The organism is Chlamydia ibidis 10-1398/6 (genome assembly GCF_000454725.1).
GTDB classification, from domain to species: domain Bacteria; phylum Chlamydiota; class Chlamydiia; order Chlamydiales; family Chlamydiaceae; genus Chlamydia; species Chlamydia ibidis.
Genome location: NZ_APJW01000001.1, coordinates 205,453 through 225,257 on the forward strand (window position 1 = coordinate 205,453; position 19,805 = coordinate 225,257).

Below are 19,805 nucleotides of genomic sequence, written 5' to 3' on the forward strand. Positions count from 1 at the left end.
CGAATAATGATTTTCGTAATTATGAACATTGGAACACGCCACTAGATAAAAATTTCTTTTCTAGAATATGATGCGAAAAATAGGGCTGGAAAATCCGAGGCGTAAGTTGTTGTGAAAATCAGATCTTTCTGTAAGCTAAGTTTTTTGCCTTTTCTTTGTTTATTATTTCTACTCGTGTCTAGCTGTTCTAGGGAGGGTAGGGAAGAAACTGTCGGAAGAGATACTACATGGTTCCCTAAACAATTTGGTATCTATACAGCCAGTATTAATGGGTTCCTTAACGATCTCGTTTCAGAGATCAATTATAAGGAAAGTCTAAACATCACCATCGTTAACCAAGATTGGGTTCACTTATTCGAAAATTTAGATGATCGAAAGACGTCAGGAGCTTTTACATCAATTTTCCCAACTGCGGAGATGTTAGATCACTATCAGTTTTCCGAACCTATTCTAATGACAGGACCGGTGCTGGTAGTATGTGAAGATGCCCCCTACAAGTCTTTAGAAGATCTTCGTGGTAAGCTTATTGGTGTCTATAAATTTGATTCTTCAGTTTTGGTTGCTCAGGATGTCCCAGAAGCAGTTGTTGTTCCCTACCAACATGTTCCTGTTGCCCTAGAGGCTTTAACGTCACATTGTTATGATGCTTTATTAGCTCCTGTTATTGAGGTGTCAGCGTTGATTGATACAGCCTACAGAGGAAGACTCAAAATTATTTCCCCTCCTCTAAACCAAGAAGGTTTGCGATTGGTTGTCTTAAGAGACAACAAAAATGATTTGATAGAAGGTTTTAATTCTGGCTTATTAAAAATTAAGCGTTCCGGAAAATACCAAGCGATTAAGCAGCAATATCGTCTCCCTTAGGTTTTAATTAAGTTGTGGTAAGAAGTTATTGGCGAGCCAGTTATAATTCTAATAAGATAGTCTATCCATAGGGGAGAACTATAAATTGCTGGCAGTCGCAGTGCACGATAGCCTCGTTTATCGAGTATAGGCAGATACTCTTCTTCTATCTCATATAAGGTTTCTATATGATCAGAGATGAACCCAAATGGGATTATAATAATGTTACGCTTCTTGGTGTGTAGTGTTTTACAGATATGTTTAGTTGAAGGTTGCAGCCATTTCCCTGGACCAAATTTGGATTGGTAGCAGAGATATGATTCCATATCACCTAAGTTATTTATCAGAGATTTGAAGGATTTTTCGCATTGCATATCATAGGGATCTCCGTTGCGAATATAGCGTAATGGCAGACCGTGTGCTGAAAATAATAAACAGCAGTCTTTGTTACTGATTTCATGGGTTAGTAGAAATTGCTGAATATGCTTTACCATTACCGATATGTAACTAGGGTGATTCCCAAATTGTGCTATCCAAGAAATATTGTGTTTTTTTGCGTGAGTATGAAAAAATTTTACGATGCTCCCTGTAACAGCATAGGTAAAATGGGGAAACATAGGAACGCCTATAATTTGTCTATTCTCCTCAAGTCGAGAAAGAGATTGTAGGGTTGTTTCGTGTGTGTCTGGAAGATAACGGTGGAAGGGTATTACAGGGCAGAGCAATCGATCTTCTAGCTGTTTAGCGAGACACTCGGTATCTTGATATATCGGAGATTTACCACCGATGTGCAAGTATTGCAGAGTAACTTTAGGCGATCTTCGTCTTGCAATAAAAGAAAATAATTTTTTGTGTAAGCTGGGAGGGAGGAAATTGCCTGTTACACATGAATCTGTAAGCAGGGAAACTAGAAAGTTTTCTACATCTTTTTGATGACGCGGACCACCAAAGTTTGCTAATAAATAGGCTGGACGCATGGCTGTGGCAAGGTAACAGTTTTTATGTAGGAGAGAATGGTTCTAGTTTGAATTAACAAGACGGGCTTGATATTCAGACTGCCGAATTAAAACAATTAATAGCATAATTTCCTAGAAAATTATCATAGGTTTATGAAGTAGATGCAACTACACAATGTTCAGTTGAATTTGGAAGCTTTATGCAAAAGGGTTCACCAGCGATTGCGTAAGTACCTCACTGGACAAGTACTATTCACATCTGTTTGCATAGCACTGATGTGTGCCGAATTAGGGATATTCCTGTATTTTTTCCTATTTTCTGAGAAAACTTTGGTTCCCGCGTTTTGTTTATCCTGCTTCTTTTTAACTTTTTTTCTTTTTCTTGTGGTGCGCCTGTATTTCTTATCTAAGAAGCAAGAGTTTTTCGAAAACTTGGTGTCATGGTATTTGGAGGGTGTACGTTCCTTATTGGAAGCGAAACAAAATATCATACAGGAACAAACTCGTATTGCTTCGGAGGCTACGAAGTTATCCATAGAATTACAAAATGAAGAATACAAGTTATTATTTAGCATAGTACCTTTGCTTCCTCATCATGATTTTCTGAGAAAGTTTAGCTGTTTTTGTTTCTGGAAAGATTATTTTTTATTTCGCGAGTGCTTATTACAAAAAGCAGTTCATGCGCATCTCAAAGTAGTCCAAACGTCACCTACAGATATGAGTGCCCATGTATCTTTGGCTGATGCCTATGTCGCTTTATCAGGGTTATATGCTGATCCCAGAAAATATCCTGAATTTGATTCTAATTATTGGGTTCCTCCAGGGCGTTATGATGAAGAAGTGCAAGAAAAATTTTTTTCTACTTCAAGATTGGCAATAGAAGAGTTCAAGATTCTAAATGAATATGTCCCAGGAAACACTTGGGTGCATGCTCAGTTAGCCTACAGTTACCATGATCTACAAATGCCACTTGAAGAAATTCAGGAATACGAAATGATTCTTAAACTCAAACCTGGAGATGTAGAGACTATGACAAAACTAGGGATACTCTATTTTCAGCAAGGAATGAATGCTAAAGGCTTACGTATATATGGAGAGTTAAAGAAAAGAGATTATAAGAAATCTAGAAAATTAATCAAATTTTATGGATTAAAATACAATAGTTAGTGTTTGCTTTATGTCAGTGTTCTTTTAATTTCTACCTTATTTTTATGGACAGACCCTACATTAACCGCCAAGTTTCCCTCCAGGTTGGCTTATGCAATAGGCTTTGTATATCATGGAAAGCAAGATTTTCTGTGCGCGCTCGTTACGAAATCGCGAGCATGATTGCTATCCTGGGTTTTGTGGTCTCTCTATGCGGTTCAGGAGCTGTATATGCCAGTTTTACTAATTGCATCATCTCAAGTTCTTTTATTGCGATTTGCAGCTCTCTAGGGATAGCCCCAGTTCCGGTTGCAATTTTATCTTTGGCTGTAGGCCTGGTAATCCTATTTTCTGGTATTTACTTATTACCCAGACAAAAGGATGAGATCTTACTGTGATATCAGGAGATTGTTATTAAGCAAGGTGATTTGCTGACAAACAGGGGGTGTCCCCCTGTTTCTATAGAAGAGAGAAAATTTATTAACTTTCTGAAGACTCAGAACTGCCATTGCTCTCTTCTGTTCCATTTTCTTCTGTTGTTGATGTTGTTGTTACTTCCTCTGTTTTTTCAGAAGGCTCACAAGCAATAGCGCTTTGTCCTGCAGCAGCAGCGAGAAGAAGAGCAAAGATTAATTTTTTCATATATTTCTCCTTTGTTAGTACTCCGAAAACCACTCAAAAACCTTTCTAACGATAAACGCAGAAAATATGTCGTGAATGTCCGAAGTATAAAGATTTACAACAAATGTATGAAAAAACATGGATAATAGGCAATTAAAAAACCAAACTATTTTATCCAGGTTCTTTCTATTTTGCTTATTTTTAAGGGAAAGAAATATTATACTTGCGGCTCTTTTTTTTAAGAAAAATAACCCCCAATTTAATGTGTAGGAAGGATTTGGGTAAGTCTGATCGCACTAATTCTTTGCGATCAGTGGTCTTAGGGTATTGTCCAGATAAAATTCGTGTGTGGTAGTAATGCGTGCAAAAGTATTTTGGGAAACTTCTTACTTTTCATATGCAGCATCCAAGTATTTAGATTTTTGGTGAAGTAGTTACAGTAGGGTAGTAGAGACCCTAAAAAAGTAATGGGTGTTGTTCACGCTAACATTTATAGGGTTCATCACAGTTACTATGAAGTTAAGGTAAAGTGTTTTTTTCTGAGAGAAGTAGGGAATTTTTTCAAATTCTGATTGCTCAATATTTTTTTAGATGTTTTTCTTTAACATTGCTGTTTGGGCAGCTTTGTGCTGTGGGTCTTCTGTTGCTTAATTCTATGAAGAATTTTTTTATTAGAGACATAGGGAAGCGCGATTTTCTATAATATAGGCATCGTAGTTGGTGTGTTGTAGGCGATCTTTCTAAAGTAAATAGCGAAAGTGTTGTAGGCCTAAACAAGTAGTAATGCCATTTTGCAATGCACATTTTCTTTCTTCTCATGGGCGGTGCTATAAGCTAGGAGTTAGATTTGCTCTTATAGAGTGGCGTATAGCAAAAAAGAAAATAACTGAGGATATAGGGGCTTGAAAAGTGAGTAACTTATAAAGAACAAGCTTGGATTTAGTGATTTCTTGTTACTCGTTTTTTAGGGATCAGTTTTGTATGAGTAAAAAGTACATAGTTGACAGAATTTTAAAGGTGGTTGTTGTTGCCTCTCTAATTTTGTTGTATTGGTCTTCTGACCTGCTAGAAAGGGATATCAAATCATTGAAAGAAAGTATAAGAGATGTTCAGGAGGATATTCAGGAAGTGCTTCGTGTTGTGAAGCGCAATAATTCTTTGCATTTATCCAGTATCTCCCAACTACCTTCTTCTAGGCCTGATGTTGGAAGTAATCAAGATCACGACTACCCTAACTTGTTGTCGACCGATCCGTACATAAAAAACACTTTGCCTAGGTTATTAGGAGAGGGATTTGTCCCAAAAGGGATCTTACGTACAGCACACGTAGGGAAGCCAGATAATTTAAGCCCATTTAACGGCTATGCTCATATTCGTAGGCTTTATGATCTCTGTGTCCCAGGATTAGCAGAACCTCATACCGGTAAGTATGAAGATTTTTCTCCGGGATTGGCTTTAAGAATTGAGGAGAGAACTGTAAATGACGGTTCTGGAGATAAAGAATTCCATGTTTATCTACGTCCCGACGTGTATTGGGTGGGAATAGATCCCACGCTCTTCCCAAAACATGTAGAGTTATCCGAAGAGTTTTTATGCCCACATCTTGTAACTGCACATGACTTCAAGTTCTTCTATGATGCAGTTATGAATCCTTATATAGCAGAGATGCGTGCTGTTGCTTTGCGGTCATGTTTCGAAGATATAGTTTCTTTTACTGTCGAAAATGATCTGAAGTTTGTAGTGCGATGGAGAGCTCATACTGTTGTTAATTCATCTGGTCAGGAAGAAAAAAAAGTTCTGTATGCAGCTTTTATGAATACTTTAGATCTTCAACCTCTTCCTCGTTTTGTGTACCAATACTTTCCTAATGGTGAGAAGATCATTAAGGATGATAGCGATCCCGATGTTTATCGTACGGATTCTGTTTGGGCCCAAAATTTTTCCAGCCATTGGGCGATGAATTATCTAGTTAGCTGTGGCCCGTTCTATTTTGCTGGCATGGATAATGAAAAGATTATTTTTGTGCGTAATCCTGACTATTACGATCCGCACGCAGCTTTGGTGGAAAGACACTGTATCTACATTAAAGATAGTGTAGATTCTTTGTTCCAAGATTTTAAAGCTGGAAAGATTGATATTGCGCAATTGCCAGCTAGTCATGTGGATAACTTAGCTGGGTTTATGAAAAGTTCCGCTTATAAAAAAATGGCCTCTAGGGGAGAAGCGATTTGTGAATTAATAGCCCCAGATCGTTCCTACGCATATATTGGTTGGAATTGTCATTCTGTATTTTTTGAGAACCGAGATGTCCGACGCGCTATGAATATGATCATTGATCGAGAAAGAATCATCGAACAGTGTTTGAATGGGCGTGCTTGCACAATCAGTGGGCCATTTTCTCCACATTCTCCTTCGTATAACCGGGAGATAGAGGGTTGGCACTATTCTCCAGAGGAAGCTGCGCAAATTTTAGATGAAGCAGGGTGGATAGATCGTGACGGTGATGGAATTAGAGAGAAAATTATTGATGGTACAGTAATTCCTTTTCGATTTCGCTTGTGTTATTATGTTAAGAGTATAGTTTCTCGCACAATTTGTGAGTATATTGCTACTGTGTGTCGAGAAGTCGGAGTTGAGTGCAATCTATTAGGGTTAGACACAGCGGATTTGTCACAAGCATTTGAGGAAAAGAGTTTCGATGCCATGCTGACGGGATGGTGCTTAGGATCTCCTCCTGAAGATCCTAGGGCTCTCTGGCATTCTGACGGAGCTAAGGAAAAGGGGTCAGCCAACTTAGTCGGTTTCCATAATGATCATGCTGACCGTATCATTGAAGAGTTAAGCTATGAATATGATACCAAAAAACGCCTAGAGCTTTACCACCGTTTTCATGAACTAATACATGAAGAGGCTCCTTACGCATTTTTATTTTCACGCAATTACTCTCTAGTCTACAGAGATTACATTAAAAATATTTTTGTCCCTAGGGAAAGGACTGACTTAATTCCCGGTGCTCAAGATGAGACAGTCAATTATGCTAGAATATGGCTAGACAAGAAGGAGGCTGAGTGCTCGGATATATCTTGAAGAGACTGACATTGATACCCCTTACTCTATTTGTCATTGTTTCTGTTAATTTTCTGATTTTAAACGCAGCTCCCGGTGATATAGTTGAAGATCACGGCTTAGATGGGCATGGTGAGGCAGGAAAAAGTGATAAGCTGCGTACATATAAAGGCCCGGATCGTTATTTGCAGTTTCGAGAGCATTATGGTTTGACCTTGCCAGTATTTTTTAATACCCGTCCGCACATATCACATAAAAAAGTACAACTTGGGATTCAAAATCTTTTAGACGCGTCAAAAAATAAAAACCAAGGTGGTCCTGCTTTTTCGACGCTTAAGATATATTGGGGAGACCGCGCTAAGTTTATCATGCCAATATTGTTGTTTGAGGCTAGTGATGTTTCTAAATCTGTTCCCTATCGGCATATCGCTGCTGATTTATTTATTCGTGGTGGTATTCGTCAAGGTATTGTAGGTTGTGACCTAAAGCCAGAACAAAGTTTATATAATAAGGAAGTAGCTTCTTCTAATGCTTTATTAGTTAAACAATTATCAGAAGTAGATATCGATAGGAAGGTGTCTGTTTTGAAAGAGTGGTTTAACCAACAAGGTGGAATTGACTACTTTTCTTACTCTACTAAAAATTTATTGAGAGTGTTTTTTTCTGAGACGAGGTTTGTCCGCTATTTATCTCGAATTGTGCATTTAGATTTTGGCACTCTTCGTAATGATCCCCATAAAACAGTGATTTCTGAAGTAGCTAAACGTGTACGTTCCTCTCTGGTCCTTTCTATTTTACCAATGATTGTAGTCTTCGTATTGTGCCAAGTTTTTGGTATGATTATGGCGTTAAATCGAAATAATTGGTTAGATCACTCTTTAAATTTTGTTTTTCTAATTTTCTTTTCTATTCCCGTATTTGTTGCTGTTCCTTGGATTATTGATAACTTTGTTATAAATAAAACAATCCCATTTACGTCCATGCCTATGCCTCATAGTGGGCTATCGTCTTCTCCTGAGGTTTTTAGTCAGCTTAGCTCTGGTGGTAAGTTGTTAGATGTATTAACGCACTGCTTTTTTCCTTTTTGTGCAGTGAGTTACGGTGCTTTTGCTGCCCAATCACGGTTGAGTCGTTCGATTTTTTTAGAAATTTTAAACGAAGATTATATTTATGCTGCGCGTGCTAGAGGAATTTCACGATACGATATTCTTGTGAAACATGTTGGTAAGAATGCTTCGGCAGCATTGATAACATCATTAGCATCATCTTTAGGGACATTGTTAGGTGGCGCTTTAGTTGTTGAAACTTTATTTGATATCGATGGTTTCGGGAAGTTTTTCTATAATGCTATTCTCAATAGAGATCATAATGTAGTTCTCTTTTCTGTATTGATGGGGTCTATGATATCCCTTATCGGTTATCTCATCGGTGATATCTGTTATGTGCTTTTAGACCCCAGAGTTCGTTTAGAAAACAGGGAGGTGTAAGTGGATACTCCTGTTTCTTTTTATAAACGTTTTTGTCTGTCTTATCACAGGAATATTTTAGCATCTTTTGCTTGGAAATTTTTTGTTTTGCTCGCTCTCGTAGGAGTGTATGCTCCTTTATTTGCGAGCAGTAAACCTATCTTGGTTCGATGGCAAGGAGAATTCTTTTCCCCTTTACTTAGATATCTATGGTTCCCTGGTTTCTATACAAAACCTATCGATTTATTTTTTAATGTACTTATGGTGACGCTGCCACTTTTTTGGTTGGCAGTGAAGTTTTTGTCTGGGTGGGGGCGTAGAGTAATTGTAATTACTTTGACTGCCGCGCAAATTTTTGGCTTTCTTTTTGTGTATTATGGGAAAGTTCAAGACCCCAAAATAGATGAAAAACTTAAAAAGTTGCGTATACAATGCCTGTTACAAAGTAAACCCTCTTTACGTACAGAGAGTGTAATACTTCTCCCAACCAATACCAGAACTTGGGAAATGGAACGTAGCTATATGAGTCGATATGAGCAGTTAGGGATTTTGATAAAGTCTCAATATCGTAAGGAACAGCACCAAAAGTTGGAAAAATATAGAGTGGCATTTGAAAGTCGTTACGGTGCTCAGATGCCTACATTGAATTATCTCGATCTCAGGAACGAAGCAGTATGTTTGCAGAGACTAGAACAACGTAGGCATAAGTTACAGTCATCATATGATATAGCCTTATCTGTTTGGAATACTGTTATTGATGACTACAGGCCTTATTTGATGGCTCTTACTCGTATGCAGCACGATATGTATCTAGCGAATTATCATAATCATCATATTGCAGATTTACAATCCTCTTATACATCGTTAGAAACTTCTGCTCGTCCATTCCTTCAACGTGTTCTGCAAGTAAGAGCAACCTTGGAGGAATATAGAAAATTACAGAGTGCTATACATTTTATTCGTGATAAGCGTGCCTGGATAGAACGAGAATCTTTGAATCTTAAAATTCTGATAAGTCCCTTATTAAGTCGATTTCATTGGGAAGATGATGCTGGAGGGTCTCGTTCCATGAATAAGCATATTCGTTGGTGGCAGCTTACCCGTATCAATCGCAAGGATTTGATGTCCTCTTTAATTTTCGGTATTCGGATTGCTTTAATCGTAGGCGGATTAGGAGTTATTATAGCTTTTAGTCTTGGCGTGTTGATTGGTCTAATTTCTGGATATTTCGGAGGGGCCATTGACATGGTTCTCTCCAGATTTACCGAGATTTGGGAAACAATGCCAACTTTATTCATTCTTATGCTAGTAGTTGGAATTACACAGCAAAAATCCCTTATTCTAAATACTGTATTACTAGGATGTTTTGGATGGACAGGATTTAGTCGTTATATTCGTATAGAAACGCTTAAACAAAGGAATCAGCCCTACGTCTTGGCAGCAAGTAATCTAGGCTATAGTCACTATTACATTATGGTACATCAAATTCTGCCTAATGCAATAGTCCCTGTGATTGCTTTACTACCCTTTTCTGTTATGTCGATGATTAGTTGTGAGGCTGGATTAACTTTCGTAGGGCTTGGGGAAGAAAGCTCTGTATCTTGGGGAAGTCTAATGCGCGAGGGGGTAACAGCTTTCCCTTCCGAGAGTGCAGTTTTATGGCCAGCCGCTATCATGTTGACGACTTTGTTAGTCGCGATAGCTCTCATTGGAGACGGGGTTCGTGATGCTCTTGACCCTAAACTATGATGATACATTATCAAAACTATTTTAGATGGATGCCTTCAAATTGTAATAAGATATTACGAGTCTGCTCTCCCAATGAGGAATCGTTATAGTTTTCACGAATAACGCGATGACATGGATAAAGTAATACGAAAGGATTGTAGGAGCAGAATTTCTCAACAGTTTGAAAGTCGGTATTGATAATCCTTGCAACTTCATACGAGGTCATAGTATGCCCAAAAGGGATATTTGCTATGCAATCCAAAATCTCTTGTTGTGTATGAGAAAGCTGCGATTTCTTGATATAAGATGTGGGCGATGGACTCATTTTCTCTGTGTATTTTGCACACCAAACGACTATATCTTCCATAGCTTTGTGTGATCCTGGTCCTAAAAACAGACAAGAAAACACAGGAGCTATAGAGAGCCGAGTTTTGACAACAGTGTTATTTTCAAAATGCACTATCAACTGCAAAGGAGGGCGCTTTGCTACTGATAAACCTTGAGAACACGCTTGATATAACGAATGTTTTGAATTCTCAGAAACCAAAAAAAATCTTTTCGTTCCATCTATTCGGGCTATCCTGCTGTATTTAGTCTTTCAAACTTAGCTTTTGAGACTAAACGCCCTCTGTGGTACCACTCGCATTTATAAACACCTGCCGCATAAATTTTTCGCATACCATGGAGGTGATTGTTCTTCCATGTAACTTCTTCAGCGATGCTATTTTCTTCATTATAACGTAGTTCTAAACCGTGTTTTGCACCCTTTACGAAAGGAATTTCTGCAACTTTACAACCGTTTTTAAAAATAATAGTGGTCCCATCTTGTTGGCTATGTCGCCATTCCTCAATAGTGTTAGGAATGCCTCCAGGGAGGTATGTAAAGCGTAAGCCATGAATCTGATCGTCAACATAGTGTGTGATGGATTGAGGGTCGCGATTAGGATAAAACGTGGTCACCTTCGTCAATACACCATCATTAAAGGTCTCTTCTGATAGGAGAACGTTGTTCGGAGAAAATGTAGAACGTATTCCTTCTCCATTCCGAATACTTGACGTATATTTCCCATTGAATGAAGAGTAAGTCCCTTCCAGAATACGACCTTGATATGTAGTTTCTACAAAATAAGGTTCAGTGATTGTATCGTTGTCGTTATTATCAGGCCATTTAGTGAAAACATGAGAGCCATCTTCTCGAAAAATTTCTTCTTGAGATGGAAGTCCATTAGGGAAGAATGTTTTAGAGGCTAATAGCCTGCCATGTTGATAAGTTTTAGTAACAGACAGGACAGTAGAGTGAGGAAAAGTTAGAGTAATCTCTCCATGTAATAAACCTTGTGAGTATACTTCATGTAGCGTAGAGCCGTCTTTCAATACCTTGGTTATTGTCCCATCACACCCTCGTTTATTCCAATCCTGACCAGAAACGATAATCCCGTAACTGTTGCGGAAGGTTTCTTTCATGACGGAAGGATCTTGTCGGGATGCCGCCCCATAAGCAAAGCAGGAATACGTAAATACGCAAGCACAAAAAATCAACTGTTTCATGAGTCGGTAGCCCCCATTATTACGTTCAGCTATTCATGTAATAAACTAACCAAACGCTTATATTCTTCTTCTATTTCTTGATTAGAAAGTGTCTTATTTGCATCTCGAAAAGTAAGTCGTAAAGACACGTTTTTACTTTGTTCATTTGAGTTCTTATCTTGATATATACTGATCACGGAAACACTTTCAAGCCATTTAGAACGGAAACTTAAAAGTTTTTTCTTTAACAAGCCCGCTGGTGCCGATTCATCAATGGCGATAGTTACGTCGCGAGAAGAAGAGGGGTATATGGGATAAGGTTGATATAAGAATTCTAACTTCTTTTGCGTCGGCAGTAAATTATCAACATTGATTTCAGCAAAGAATACTGAAGATTTTACATGCACTTTTTTACATAATTCAGGATGCAGAGTTCCTAAAATACCTAGAAATTTTTTATTCAGATATATTTCTGCTTGTTGGTAGGGATGAAAATTAGGGTTACTACTCGGCTCGAAAGTATAGGACTCCGGAGAAATCCGTAGAAACGCACATAAGCGTTCAAACCACCCCTTGATAGAATAAAAGGATAATGGGCGATTGTGTGAAATCCATGAAGTGTTCTCTGCTTGGCCAGAAAGAATTATTCCTAATTTGTGGTTTTCTTGATATTTGGAACCCTGCTTACCATAAGACGTACCTAATTCAAAAGCATGTACGTAGGGGGCCTGTCTATGTAAGTTAGTTGCTAAGCTGTTTAGTAAGCCGGGTAGTAGTGAATTGCGTAAAACTGTCGTTTGACTAGAACCCTGTAAACTAAGAAAAGAAGTATCACCAGTGAGAGCAGCAGTTTCAGGATCAAGAAGGTCACAAGTGAAAAATTCTTGTAACCCTGCCTGAGATAAGAAATTCACTATTTTTCTTTTCAATAGATAAATAGGAGTATAAGTAGGCTGTTTCTCGATATCCTTAATTTGCCAGGGTTCAGTACGGCAAATCTCCTCAACTAGATCAATTTCTTCTTTAATATCGTTTCTGTAAGAAGGTATTGATACGTTAAGTATATCCTGAGAAGAGTTAGTATTGGCTTTAAAACCTAAAGAATTTAACTTATCTTCAAGAGTTTTTGAAGAAATTTCCCTACCTAACACACGCCTTATAGTTTTAGGGCGTAGGTGAATTTCATTTAGAGGCGCCGTTGTTGTCCCTAATACGTGGACAGGAGAAACTAATGCCTTAGGGAAGAGTTTTTGCACGTAGTGTATAGCGGCATATAGTGAAGTTAGGACATGATTTCGATCGATTCCTCGAGAGAAGCGATACGCGGATTCAGAATGTATAGGAATCTGGGTTTGCGAAGCACGGATAACGTTAGGAACAAAATAAGCAGCCTCTAATATAACTTCCTTTGTTGTTTCTCGGACAGAGGAAGCTAATCCACCCATTACTCCAGCAAGACCAAGTATCGTATTTTTATCTTCTACAACGACAGTATCTTCAGGTAGATCGACTTGTTGACTGTTGAGCAAGACAAGTGGTGTGTTGGTTCGAGTCTTAGTAACTTTCAAGGAGTCAAAATCGACGTAGTCAGCATCATAAGCGTGAAGAGGTTGACCCAGGGTAAGCATAATGTAATTTGTTATGTCAACAATAGAATTGATGGGCTTTTGCTGTAGCTGTAGCAATGTTGTTTGCAGTTCTCTGGGGGAGTCACAAATGCTTATTCCAGAAATTTTCACAGAGCATAAAAGTGGGCAGGCTTCAAAATTATGGTCCGTAGATCTCTTCGTGATAATCGGGAGAGGAGAAAACGAAAATTCTTCAGGGATAACAAGGTCTACGTCAGATAATAAAGCAATTTCTCTAGCAAGTCCTAGGACTGAGGCACAATGTCCAAGATTTGGAGTTAACGAAAATTCAATATAGCTATCAGAGAGAATCGTGCAAGCATCTTCTCCTAAAGGAGTGGTATCAGGAAACTCAAACAACTCTCGTGTATTTGTTTGTAAATGAGGGAAACCTATCTCGTCAGCACCACAACACATCCCTTGTGATTCTACGCCGCGTAATTTTGATTTTTTAATACTATAAGATTCCCCTTTAGCATCAGTGAGCTTAGCTCCTACGAGGGCTAAAGGAACAATGATGCCTGGACGACAGTTTGGGGCTCCGCAAACTACCTGAAATTCCTCTTTCCCAGTGAATAAAGTAGCTACTACTAGCTTATCGGCATTAGGATGTGGGATAGTGCTTACAACTTTTGCTGTTACTACTGAAGAAGGCAGATCCACGGAGGTCTCTACTTCTGCCTCAAGTCCTATACGGTCGCATGCTCCCAACACTGTTTTTACAGGAAGAGGAGAAGAAAAAAATGATTGCAATAAGGACAGAGAAACCCGCATGGATACTAGATATAAGACTATTTTTGTGACAGATTTTACGAGGAGGAATGTATAGTGGCAAGTATTTTAATACTTGAGAGTGAATCTATAATTCTAGGTAATTTTTAATGAATTCTAAAAAGAAGTTAAGATGGTTATGGCAAGCACTAGCTTTGAGTATAGGAGTCAATGTCATTTTCCTTCTGCTATTTTATTCAGCGATCTTCAGAAAAGATATTTACAAGTTAAAATTATTTTCAGGCCCCTTGATTGCTAAGAGTCATCGAGTTGCTAAAATTCCAGAAGATTTTTTAACCACCCTCTCACAAACCTCTTTTCATGAGCTATATTGTTTATTAGATAACAATGATTTATTCCATGGTCGTCCAATAAAATTATGGGCTCTTAGTGCCCTCATTCATAATTATTATGTTGATATTACTCCTGTATTATCTCACCCTCTAACGTTTACCGAGCTAAAGAGCAAAGAAGGATCTTGGTTATTGCCCAATCTAGGTGAAAAGGAATATTTTACGGTGCGTAAATATTTATCAGTTGAACGTTATCCGTTGACTTCAGAGGGGCTGTTTGTAACTATTGCTCGTGACTTAGCCTTAGGTAAAGTCGATGAAGATTGTCTGTACACGTTTTGTCACACACCAGAATTTTTATACTTACGTACTGTGCTTGCTGGAGCAGAAACACGATTGGCGTCTGTAGCAGCTTTGGCTCATATGGTGATAGAGGGAGGTAGCGAGTTATTTTTTTCTTTGTGTGATGCTAATAATCGTGCTACTGCAATTTCTGATCAGCAAAGGCGGGGTATTCTAATTGCTTATATGGAAAGAGGTATGGTACTTGCTTCCCTACTATTGCTGGCCAATGATCAGGAGTGGGTGCTGCACGAGTTTCCTGATGTTACTCTGTTGAACTTTATACAGATGTTACCCAAGGATGTTCTTCATAGCCAGGAGTTCATTTCTCGTGTTCTTGCTTCGCCTAGGGCTTATTTATTACAGTCGGATTGATTGTTTTTATTGAGACAGTCTTTTGGACAGTCTAAGGCCTCTTCTATAGTTGTCCCTGGGACAAGGTCCACTCCGCCTGGGTGCCAAGGAGCACATTTGCAAATCCGAAATATTGTCAGTTTCATCCCTTTACAGAAACCATGTTGTTTAAAAGCTTGCAAGGCGTATTGTGAACAAGAAGGAAAGAACCGACAGGGAGATCCTAAGATCGGGGAAATCGTCCATTGGTACACGATAATAACCATTTGACATAGCGATGATGGTAGTTGCTTGAAGATTTGTTTAAATGACATTAAAAACATCTTTGAGTAGAGCAACAGCGACTTCCAACATAATCAAGCAGATAATTGTCCATTCTAGAGCCGAGGAATGTTGGTGGTTTAATTGGTCGTTAAGAATTTCTAGAACATCTCCGAGAATAGTCAGACGATGGTTGAGAACGTTAATCCTTGCATTAATGTCCAAACAACTCAGCACATCAACATAGATAGGTTGGGTTTCTGGATGCTCCCAGAAAAAATCTGGTTCATCTAGTATATCGGAATGTAGATTAACTGAAGCTTTATCTAAGAAAAGTTTACCAATCTTCTTGGCAATAGCTTTCCTAGGCATAGAAATTTTTCCTTTAGTTGCCAGATCTTGAGGAAGACGTTTAGAATCTTCAATGGTTTTATAAATAGTGGCTTCGAAAATGGTGAGCTTTACAGATTGTGCTAATCCGAATGATATGGCAAGTTTTGTGTTGAGATGCTTGTCTGCTAGAATTAACCGATCTCTTCGGATCTGAAGTTTTTCACCGTAATCAAAATTATAACAGTCTATTTCTGGCTGAGGCAAGATATCAGGAGATGCCGTTACTATAGATTGTAACATTTTTACTTCTTCAGCTTCTTCCCAGCCCCAAAAAACTGTCACCCCAAACGGAAAGAAAATAGCGATCCTATCGTCCTCTTCTGGATGCTTAGGCGATACTAGTACATATTCCCTAGATAGAACAGTAGGAAAATGAGACTTTAGAAGGTGGAATAACACGTGAAGGTTATAACACGAAGCTGTGCAGTAAGCTGTACAACGCATGGCTTTTAGTAAAAAATTGTTATGCGAATATATTTTACCTAATTTTTCCTCCTAGGGAAACATTTTTTTTCTTGAGAGAAAGGTGTTTGCCTAGTTAAGCTATTCCTTTTGCGGAAGTGGCGGAATTGGTATACGCGCTATCTTGAGGTGGTAGTGGAGCTTTCCTTAGGGGTTCGAGTCCCCTCTTTCGCATTTCTGGTTGTTTTTTAATCTCTCCCTCCGCTTTTTTGGACCAAATCTTGTATCACGACTACTTCTCCATGTTCCCAGGATTAACGATAGTAGTCTGTTTGAATTGTATGATTTCTGTTTGCAATTAATCCTCTGTTCCATAGGATCAGATCGGTAATACTTTGTTTCTGTCACGTCTTTGTAAATCAACAGGTTGTCGAAGTTTATTTCTGTTAATTGAGACGAATAGGGTTTTATTAAAAATAAGGAATTACCAAATGAATATCAGGTTTATTTTAATTGCTTTAGTTTCCTTAATAATTACACCACTTTCTGCGTACTCTCGAGATAAATGCATTAAAGAACCAAGCGCTATCTCTTCTGACGAAGAATATTTTAAATATTTAGAAGAGGGTGAGGCGTCGCGAATTTATGTGTCTCAAGAAAAAAGTGGACAGATGAAGACTAGGGAATTTGTGTCCCTTGATTTAGTCTCCAAATACATGGTCCCTATTTTAGCTTATCAAATAAAAAAATCCGGGAAACATTACGACGCTATCGTAGCTATCCCTAGAGGGGGGTTATGCCTTGCTCAGATGTTGTCGTATCCTTTGCATATTCATAATATTCTTTTTGCTTCTGCTCAAAGTTATTTTGAAGGAGATATTCAAGGGGAAGTACAGATAGGACAGCTACCAAATCTAGAAAATTATAATCGAGTACTTTTAGTGGATGATTTGTTAGATTCTGGAAATACGATTAAAGTTTTGCTTCAGACTTTGGGAGCTTTATATCCGAAAGTAGCAATTGACACATGTGTGGGGCATATAAAGTTATCCAGAGATCCGATGCCTACCTACTATTGTTTTGAGGGTAAAGATTGGATTATTTATGAGTGGTATGGATCACATGTTGAATAACCTAACTGGGACGCATCTTAGTTGGTAATTGATGCCTACAAGGGATAACTAGCGTCTCTTTTACAGGGAGTTTTACGGCGTTATTTTTACTGTTTTTACATAATAATTATCTCTTTTAAGCAATTATATTTTCTGTATACGTAAGGTGTATAGTAGGTATTTTATATGATCATCTTATAATTCACTGTAAAGGGAGCTTACTAGTTTATCCGATAAACTCTTGGTGTTTTGACCAATTAAATGGGAGTATATTTTGCGTTTTTTCCTTGTTTCCTTGTTGTTTTTTCTAGGTGTAAATTGCGAGAACTATGCTTATGGTGATCATTACGTTTTTCGGGATGATGAAAGTTTCCATGTTGATAAATTTGATTTTTCTGGAAAATTTCCTGAGTTAGAAGTTATGGAAATTCGTGCTGAACGAAAAAAACGAGTTCATTTTGATGCCTCAGGAGAGTTCCCCGAATTGGAAACGATTACTTATAAGGGCTCTTTTGGTTATCTAAAAGCTAAAGTAACGGGAAATTATCCAAAACTATCTTCTATGACAATCGATTGCACTTCCTGCAAGATGGATATCGATTGTCGCGGTATTTGGTCTAGAAGTGCTCATATTTTTATCCATAACATCTCTGAACCAATAAACATTATATTGCCCAAAGATGTTGGTGTAGTCGTCCATACCAAGGTATCGACGGGGGGTAAAGTAGCTGTTCAAGGTGATCTTATTAAGAAAGGAAGGGGTATCTGGGCTAAAACTTACCTTAACTCTTTAGCTAACACTAGTGCTATTGTTCTAACGTTTGAAGTTAATAGTGATGCAGGGGGGATTATTACTTTATGCTGAATCTTTAAGCGTTTACGTGTTGTGTTGTTTGGAATAACGCAATAATTTTTTCTGAAAGTTTTATAGGAAAATTAGAGAGTTCGACGAGATCTTGAAATTTTTTTGCTTGTGCAATAGCACAGATAATTTTTTCTTCTTCCCTTTCTAACTGAATGCCTGATTCGGGTGCATCTTTAGGACAGAATTTCATCCCTTGATATCGGATTAAATTGGGAGTGGCAATAACTTGTTTGCATGTGGAACACTTCGAAGATAAGTCTAGAATACCTTCATATTGTAGAAGTTTGATCAAAAATATTGAGGCAAACATCTGCGGGTTTTTACTTTGGGGAAGCCGGATTAGAAAATTCAACACGAGAGTAAAAAGTATTTTCGAAGGTTTCTCATGCCATTGAGACATTAAAATCCCTCTTACCATGTTTCCCGCAGCAGATAAAAGTTCATATGATGCTTTAATTTCCGAAAAGGGATTTTTAACCTCTGCTCGTACTAGAATCCGTATTTTATTAGCACGTTCTTGTAGTTGAAATTCTCCTAGAGATATTGGCTGTAGGCAATCACGAAACTCACAACTTAGTGTTTGGCCATGTTTAACAAAAAATGATACCAATCCTACTGGAGATAGAATCGTAGCTATTAGATGATCTTTCCCTGACGGACAGATTTTTAATACAATTCCTGGAAGATTGGAGAGCATGGTTTAGGTATTTAGTCTTTTGATTTTTAGGTAGTAGGAGATTAGTTGAGAGTATGACGGTAAGCCGGGATAAAAATCTAGAGTTTGCGTTTCTGGATTGATAAACCCTGTTTTTTGTTTATTGTAACTAACCACCGAAAGACATGGAGCTCCAATAACGTAATTATAACTTAAAACTTGGTTAATGGTTTTCTGATTAATTACTTCAGCTTTACATTCGATTAACCACAAGGGTTTTGGATGTCCAAAATCGTGTTGCTTATTCATGTCATCTATGTATGTGGTAGGAGTAATTACTAGAACGTCGGGGCGTCGTTTAGGAAGGTACGTGTCTTTACAATTGAGAAGAGGAAGCAAGGTGCGAAGGCCCTTTTCTACAATGATGAGATTTTTTGGATATCCGAGTTCGTCAGTCAGAAAAGTTAATAAACCTTGTCGTACACATTCTTCAGGGGTAACATGAAGATTTTTGTAGCGTATTGGGTCAAAAATTTTAAGTTTAGAATCATTCACAATATTATTAATTTTCTAAATCAATAGAGATTATTACATACTTAAAGATAATTTATTATCCCGAGGAAATCAATAAATAGGAAAGGACTTCCTAAACAATCCTTGATGAAAATGTAGATTGTTTAGGAAGTAATAAGATTCTATCTCTTTGAAACTGTAGAAATAATACAGTTATTATAGAAGATTTTCATAGAAAGCGGGGGGCTTTTGGTCGAACGGGAAGGCTTCTTCCGCTTCTTTCGGTAAACTTACCCCTCGTTTTTTCTTATCTATTCGTGTTTTTTGGCGTTTGTTGATCATATTTCGAATTTTCTTAAATGATGAAATTACTGCCGTGTAAGGGTTTTCGTGTATCGTTTTAGCTTGAAATGTATCTTTGCCTATAACCACCACAACATGAGTTTCTATACTATGCTTGTTTTTTTGAGGTGTAAAAACTACGTGTATCGCGTCTGACACAGGTAGCTGATTACTCTTATTAAAAATTAGTTTTTTTAGGGGTTGAGAAATTTGAAAAGATTTGCCAGTAATTTCAACAGGACCTTGGCAAAACTTGTTTCGTTTTGTTTGTTTATGCGGACGACAAGAACGTTGCATAAAATCTCCTTGAATCTGTTCTAATAGTATAGAGGAGATCGGAGGAGTGGGAAAAATATACGAAGAAAAAGAACCTTCTCCTATATATGACATTATAAGGAAAGTCCTTAATACTAAAAAGCTTTGACGCACCGAAGAGGGCTCGAACCTCTAACCACCTGGTCCGAAGCCAGGTACTCTATCCAATTGAGCTATCGGTGCTTATAGAAGCAAAAAGCCTTGTC

19 protein-coding genes and 2 tRNA genes are annotated in these 19,805 nt (G+C 38.0%); 10 read left to right on the forward strand and 11 right to left on the reverse strand.

Annotation, left to right across the window (positions count from 1 at the left end; translation table 11 throughout):
* Positions 1-111: 111 nt before the first annotated feature.
* On the forward strand, positions 112-864 hold the full coding sequence (locus H359_RS00995; protein WP_020370854.1) for a transporter substrate-binding domain-containing protein: 753 nt from the start codon (positions 112-114) through the stop codon (positions 862-864).
* Here H359_RS00995 and hemH read toward each other — a convergent pair.
* Entirely contained in the window at positions 861-1,820 is a 960-nt protein-coding gene (hemH, locus tag H359_RS01000) for a ferrochelatase (RefSeq protein WP_020370855.1), read from the reverse strand. The genes H359_RS00995 and hemH overlap by 4 nt on opposite strands.
* 141 nt (positions 1,821-1,961) lie before the next feature.
* Here hemH and H359_RS01005 point away from each other — a divergent pair, with 141 nt between their 5' ends.
* Positions 1,962-2,966 (forward strand): tetratricopeptide repeat protein, encoded by a 1,005-nt coding sequence (locus H359_RS01005; protein WP_020370856.1) that lies wholly within the window; start codon positions 1,962-1,964, stop codon positions 2,964-2,966.
* 44 nt (positions 2,967-3,010) lie between these two features.
* Positions 3,011-3,343 (forward strand): hypothetical protein, encoded by a 333-nt coding sequence (locus H359_RS01010; RefSeq protein WP_035392415.1) that lies wholly within the window; start codon positions 3,011-3,013, stop codon positions 3,341-3,343.
* Positions 3,344-3,425: 82 nt separating this feature from the next.
* On the opposite strand, the gene H359_RS05135 is transcribed toward H359_RS01010, so the two are convergent.
* Positions 3,426-3,587 carry a hypothetical protein gene (locus H359_RS05135; protein ID WP_020370858.1) on the reverse strand — a complete coding sequence of 54 codons (162 nt, stop codon included), beginning with the start codon at positions 3,585-3,587 and terminating at the stop codon, positions 3,426-3,428.
* Positions 3,588-4,739: 1,152 nt separating this feature from the next.
* On the opposite strand from H359_RS05135, the gene H359_RS01015 reads away from it, so the two are divergent.
* The 3 genes from H359_RS01015 to H359_RS01025 are packed head-to-tail and all read left to right on the forward strand — an operon-like array spanning position 4,740 to position 9,847.
* Positions 4,740-6,653 (forward strand): ABC transporter substrate-binding protein, encoded by a 1,914-nt coding sequence (locus H359_RS01015; RefSeq protein ID WP_407918988.1) that lies wholly within the window; start codon positions 4,740-4,742, stop codon positions 6,651-6,653.
* Positions 6,635-8,119, forward strand: coding sequence for an ABC transporter permease (locus H359_RS01020; RefSeq protein WP_020370863.1), 1,485 nt, complete (start codon positions 6,635-6,637; stop codon positions 8,117-8,119). Before H359_RS01015 ends, H359_RS01020 begins: the two co-directional genes overlap by 19 nt.
* Entirely contained in the window at positions 8,120-9,847 is a 1,728-nt protein-coding gene (locus H359_RS01025; RefSeq protein WP_021119529.1) for an ABC transporter permease, read from the forward strand.
* A 16-nt stretch (positions 9,848-9,863) separates the two neighbouring features.
* Here H359_RS01025 and H359_RS01030 read toward each other — a convergent pair whose 3' ends face one another.
* Genes H359_RS01030 through pheT form a run of 3 tightly spaced genes read right to left on the reverse strand, consistent with a single transcriptional unit; the run spans position 9,864 to position 13,755 of the window.
* Complete coding sequence (locus H359_RS01030) at positions 9,864-10,373, reverse strand: MGMT family protein (RefSeq protein ID WP_021119527.1); 510 nt, start codon at positions 10,371-10,373, stop codon at positions 9,864-9,866.
* A gap of 29 nt (positions 10,374-10,402) precedes the next feature.
* Entirely contained in the window at positions 10,403-11,374 is a 972-nt protein-coding gene (locus tag H359_RS01035; protein WP_020370867.1) for a toxin-antitoxin system YwqK family antitoxin, read from the reverse strand.
* Positions 11,375-11,403: 29 nt separating this feature from the next.
* Entirely contained in the window at positions 11,404-13,755 is a 2,352-nt protein-coding gene (gene pheT / locus H359_RS01040; protein WP_020370868.1) for a phenylalanine--tRNA ligase subunit beta, read from the reverse strand.
* Positions 13,756-13,862: 107 nt separating this feature from the next.
* On the opposite strand from pheT, the gene H359_RS01045 reads away from it, so the two are divergent.
* Positions 13,863-14,762: a hypothetical protein gene (locus tag H359_RS01045; RefSeq protein ID WP_020370869.1), complete on the forward strand. Its 900-nt coding sequence runs from the start codon at positions 13,863-13,865 to the stop codon at positions 14,760-14,762.
* On the opposite strand, the gene yidD is transcribed toward H359_RS01045, so the two are convergent.
* Positions 14,741-15,055: a membrane protein insertion efficiency factor YidD gene (yidD, locus tag H359_RS05050; RefSeq protein WP_020370870.1), complete on the reverse strand. Its 315-nt coding sequence runs from the start codon at positions 15,053-15,055 to the stop codon at positions 14,741-14,743. The genes H359_RS01045 and yidD overlap by 22 nt on opposite strands.
* Entirely contained in the window at positions 15,045-15,839 is a 795-nt protein-coding gene (locus H359_RS01055) for an RMD1 family protein (RefSeq protein ID WP_020370871.1), read from the reverse strand. Before H359_RS01055 ends, yidD begins: the two co-directional genes overlap by 11 nt.
* Before the next feature lie 110 nt (positions 15,840-15,949).
* Here H359_RS01055 and H359_RS01060 point away from each other — a divergent pair.
* From H359_RS01060 to H359_RS01070, 3 genes are all read left to right on the forward strand, one after another.
* A tRNA-Leu gene (locus H359_RS01060) sits at positions 15,950-16,031 on the forward strand.
* Positions 16,032-16,288: 257 nt separating this feature from the next.
* The gene (locus H359_RS01065; protein ID WP_020370872.1) at positions 16,289-16,930 is read left to right on the forward strand and encodes a phosphoribosyltransferase; all 642 of its coding nucleotides are present in this window, start codon (positions 16,289-16,291) and stop codon (positions 16,928-16,930) included.
* Positions 16,931-17,183: 253 nt separating this feature from the next.
* Positions 17,184-17,774 (forward strand): hypothetical protein, encoded by a 591-nt coding sequence (locus H359_RS01070; RefSeq protein ID WP_020370873.1) that lies wholly within the window; start codon positions 17,184-17,186, stop codon positions 17,772-17,774.
* Between the two features lie 4 nt (positions 17,775-17,778).
* On the opposite strand, the gene recO is transcribed toward H359_RS01070, so the two are convergent.
* From recO to H359_RS01090, 4 genes are all read right to left on the reverse strand, one after another.
* Positions 17,779-18,471, reverse strand: a complete 693-nt coding sequence (recO, locus tag H359_RS01075) for a DNA repair protein RecO (RefSeq protein ID WP_020370874.1) — start codon at positions 18,469-18,471, stop codon at positions 17,779-17,781.
* A 3-nt stretch (positions 18,472-18,474) separates the two neighbouring features.
* A complete protein-coding gene (locus tag H359_RS01080; RefSeq protein WP_020370875.1) occupies positions 18,475-18,984 on the reverse strand; it encodes a type I restriction enzyme HsdR N-terminal domain-containing protein in 510 nt (169 codons plus the stop codon).
* 174 nt (positions 18,985-19,158) lie between these two features.
* A complete protein-coding gene (locus H359_RS01085; RefSeq protein ID WP_035392417.1) occupies positions 19,159-19,581 on the reverse strand; it encodes an HPF/RaiA family ribosome-associated protein in 423 nt (140 codons plus the stop codon).
* A gap of 127 nt (positions 19,582-19,708) precedes the next feature.
* Positions 19,709-19,782 (reverse strand) — tRNA-Arg (locus tag H359_RS01090).
* Positions 19,783-19,805 lie beyond the last annotated feature (23 nt).

Bases quoted from the DNA above. Each gene is read 5' to 3' on its own strand.
- hemH (WP_020370855.1), bottom strand. From the start codon at position 1,820: ATGCGTCCAGCCTATTTATTAGCAAACTTTGGTGGTCCGCGTCATCAA.
- H359_RS01005 (WP_020370856.1), top strand. From the start codon at position 1,962: ATGCAACTACACAATGTTCAGTTGAATTTGGAAGCTTTATGCAAAAGG.
- H359_RS01010 (WP_035392415.1), top strand. From the start codon at position 3,011: ATGGACAGACCCTACATTAACCGCCAAGTTTCCCTCCAGGTTGGCTTA.
- H359_RS05135 (WP_020370858.1), bottom strand. From the start codon at position 3,587: ATGAAAAAATTAATCTTTGCTCTTCTTCTCGCTGCTGCTGCAGGACAA.
- H359_RS01035 (WP_020370867.1), bottom strand. From the start codon at position 11,374: ATGAAACAGTTGATTTTTTGTGCTTGCGTATTTACGTATTCCTGCTTT.
- pheT (WP_020370868.1), bottom strand. From the start codon at position 13,755: ATGCGGGTTTCTCTGTCCTTATTGCAATCATTTTTTTCTTCTCCTCTT.
- H359_RS01045 (WP_020370869.1), top strand. From the start codon at position 13,863: ATGAATTCTAAAAAGAAGTTAAGATGGTTATGGCAAGCACTAGCTTTG.
- yidD (WP_020370870.1), bottom strand. From the start codon at position 15,055: ATGTCATTTAAACAAATCTTCAAGCAACTACCATCATCGCTATGTCAA.
- H359_RS01055 (WP_020370871.1), bottom strand. From the start codon at position 15,839: ATGCGTTGTACAGCTTACTGCACAGCTTCGTGTTATAACCTTCACGTG.
- H359_RS01065 (WP_020370872.1), top strand. From the start codon at position 16,289: ATGAATATCAGGTTTATTTTAATTGCTTTAGTTTCCTTAATAATTACA.
- recO (WP_020370874.1), bottom strand. From the start codon at position 18,471: ATGCTCTCCAATCTTCCAGGAATTGTATTAAAAATCTGTCCGTCAGGG.
- H359_RS01085 (WP_035392417.1), bottom strand. From the start codon at position 19,581: ATGCAACGTTCTTGTCGTCCGCATAAACAAACAAAACGAAACAAGTTT.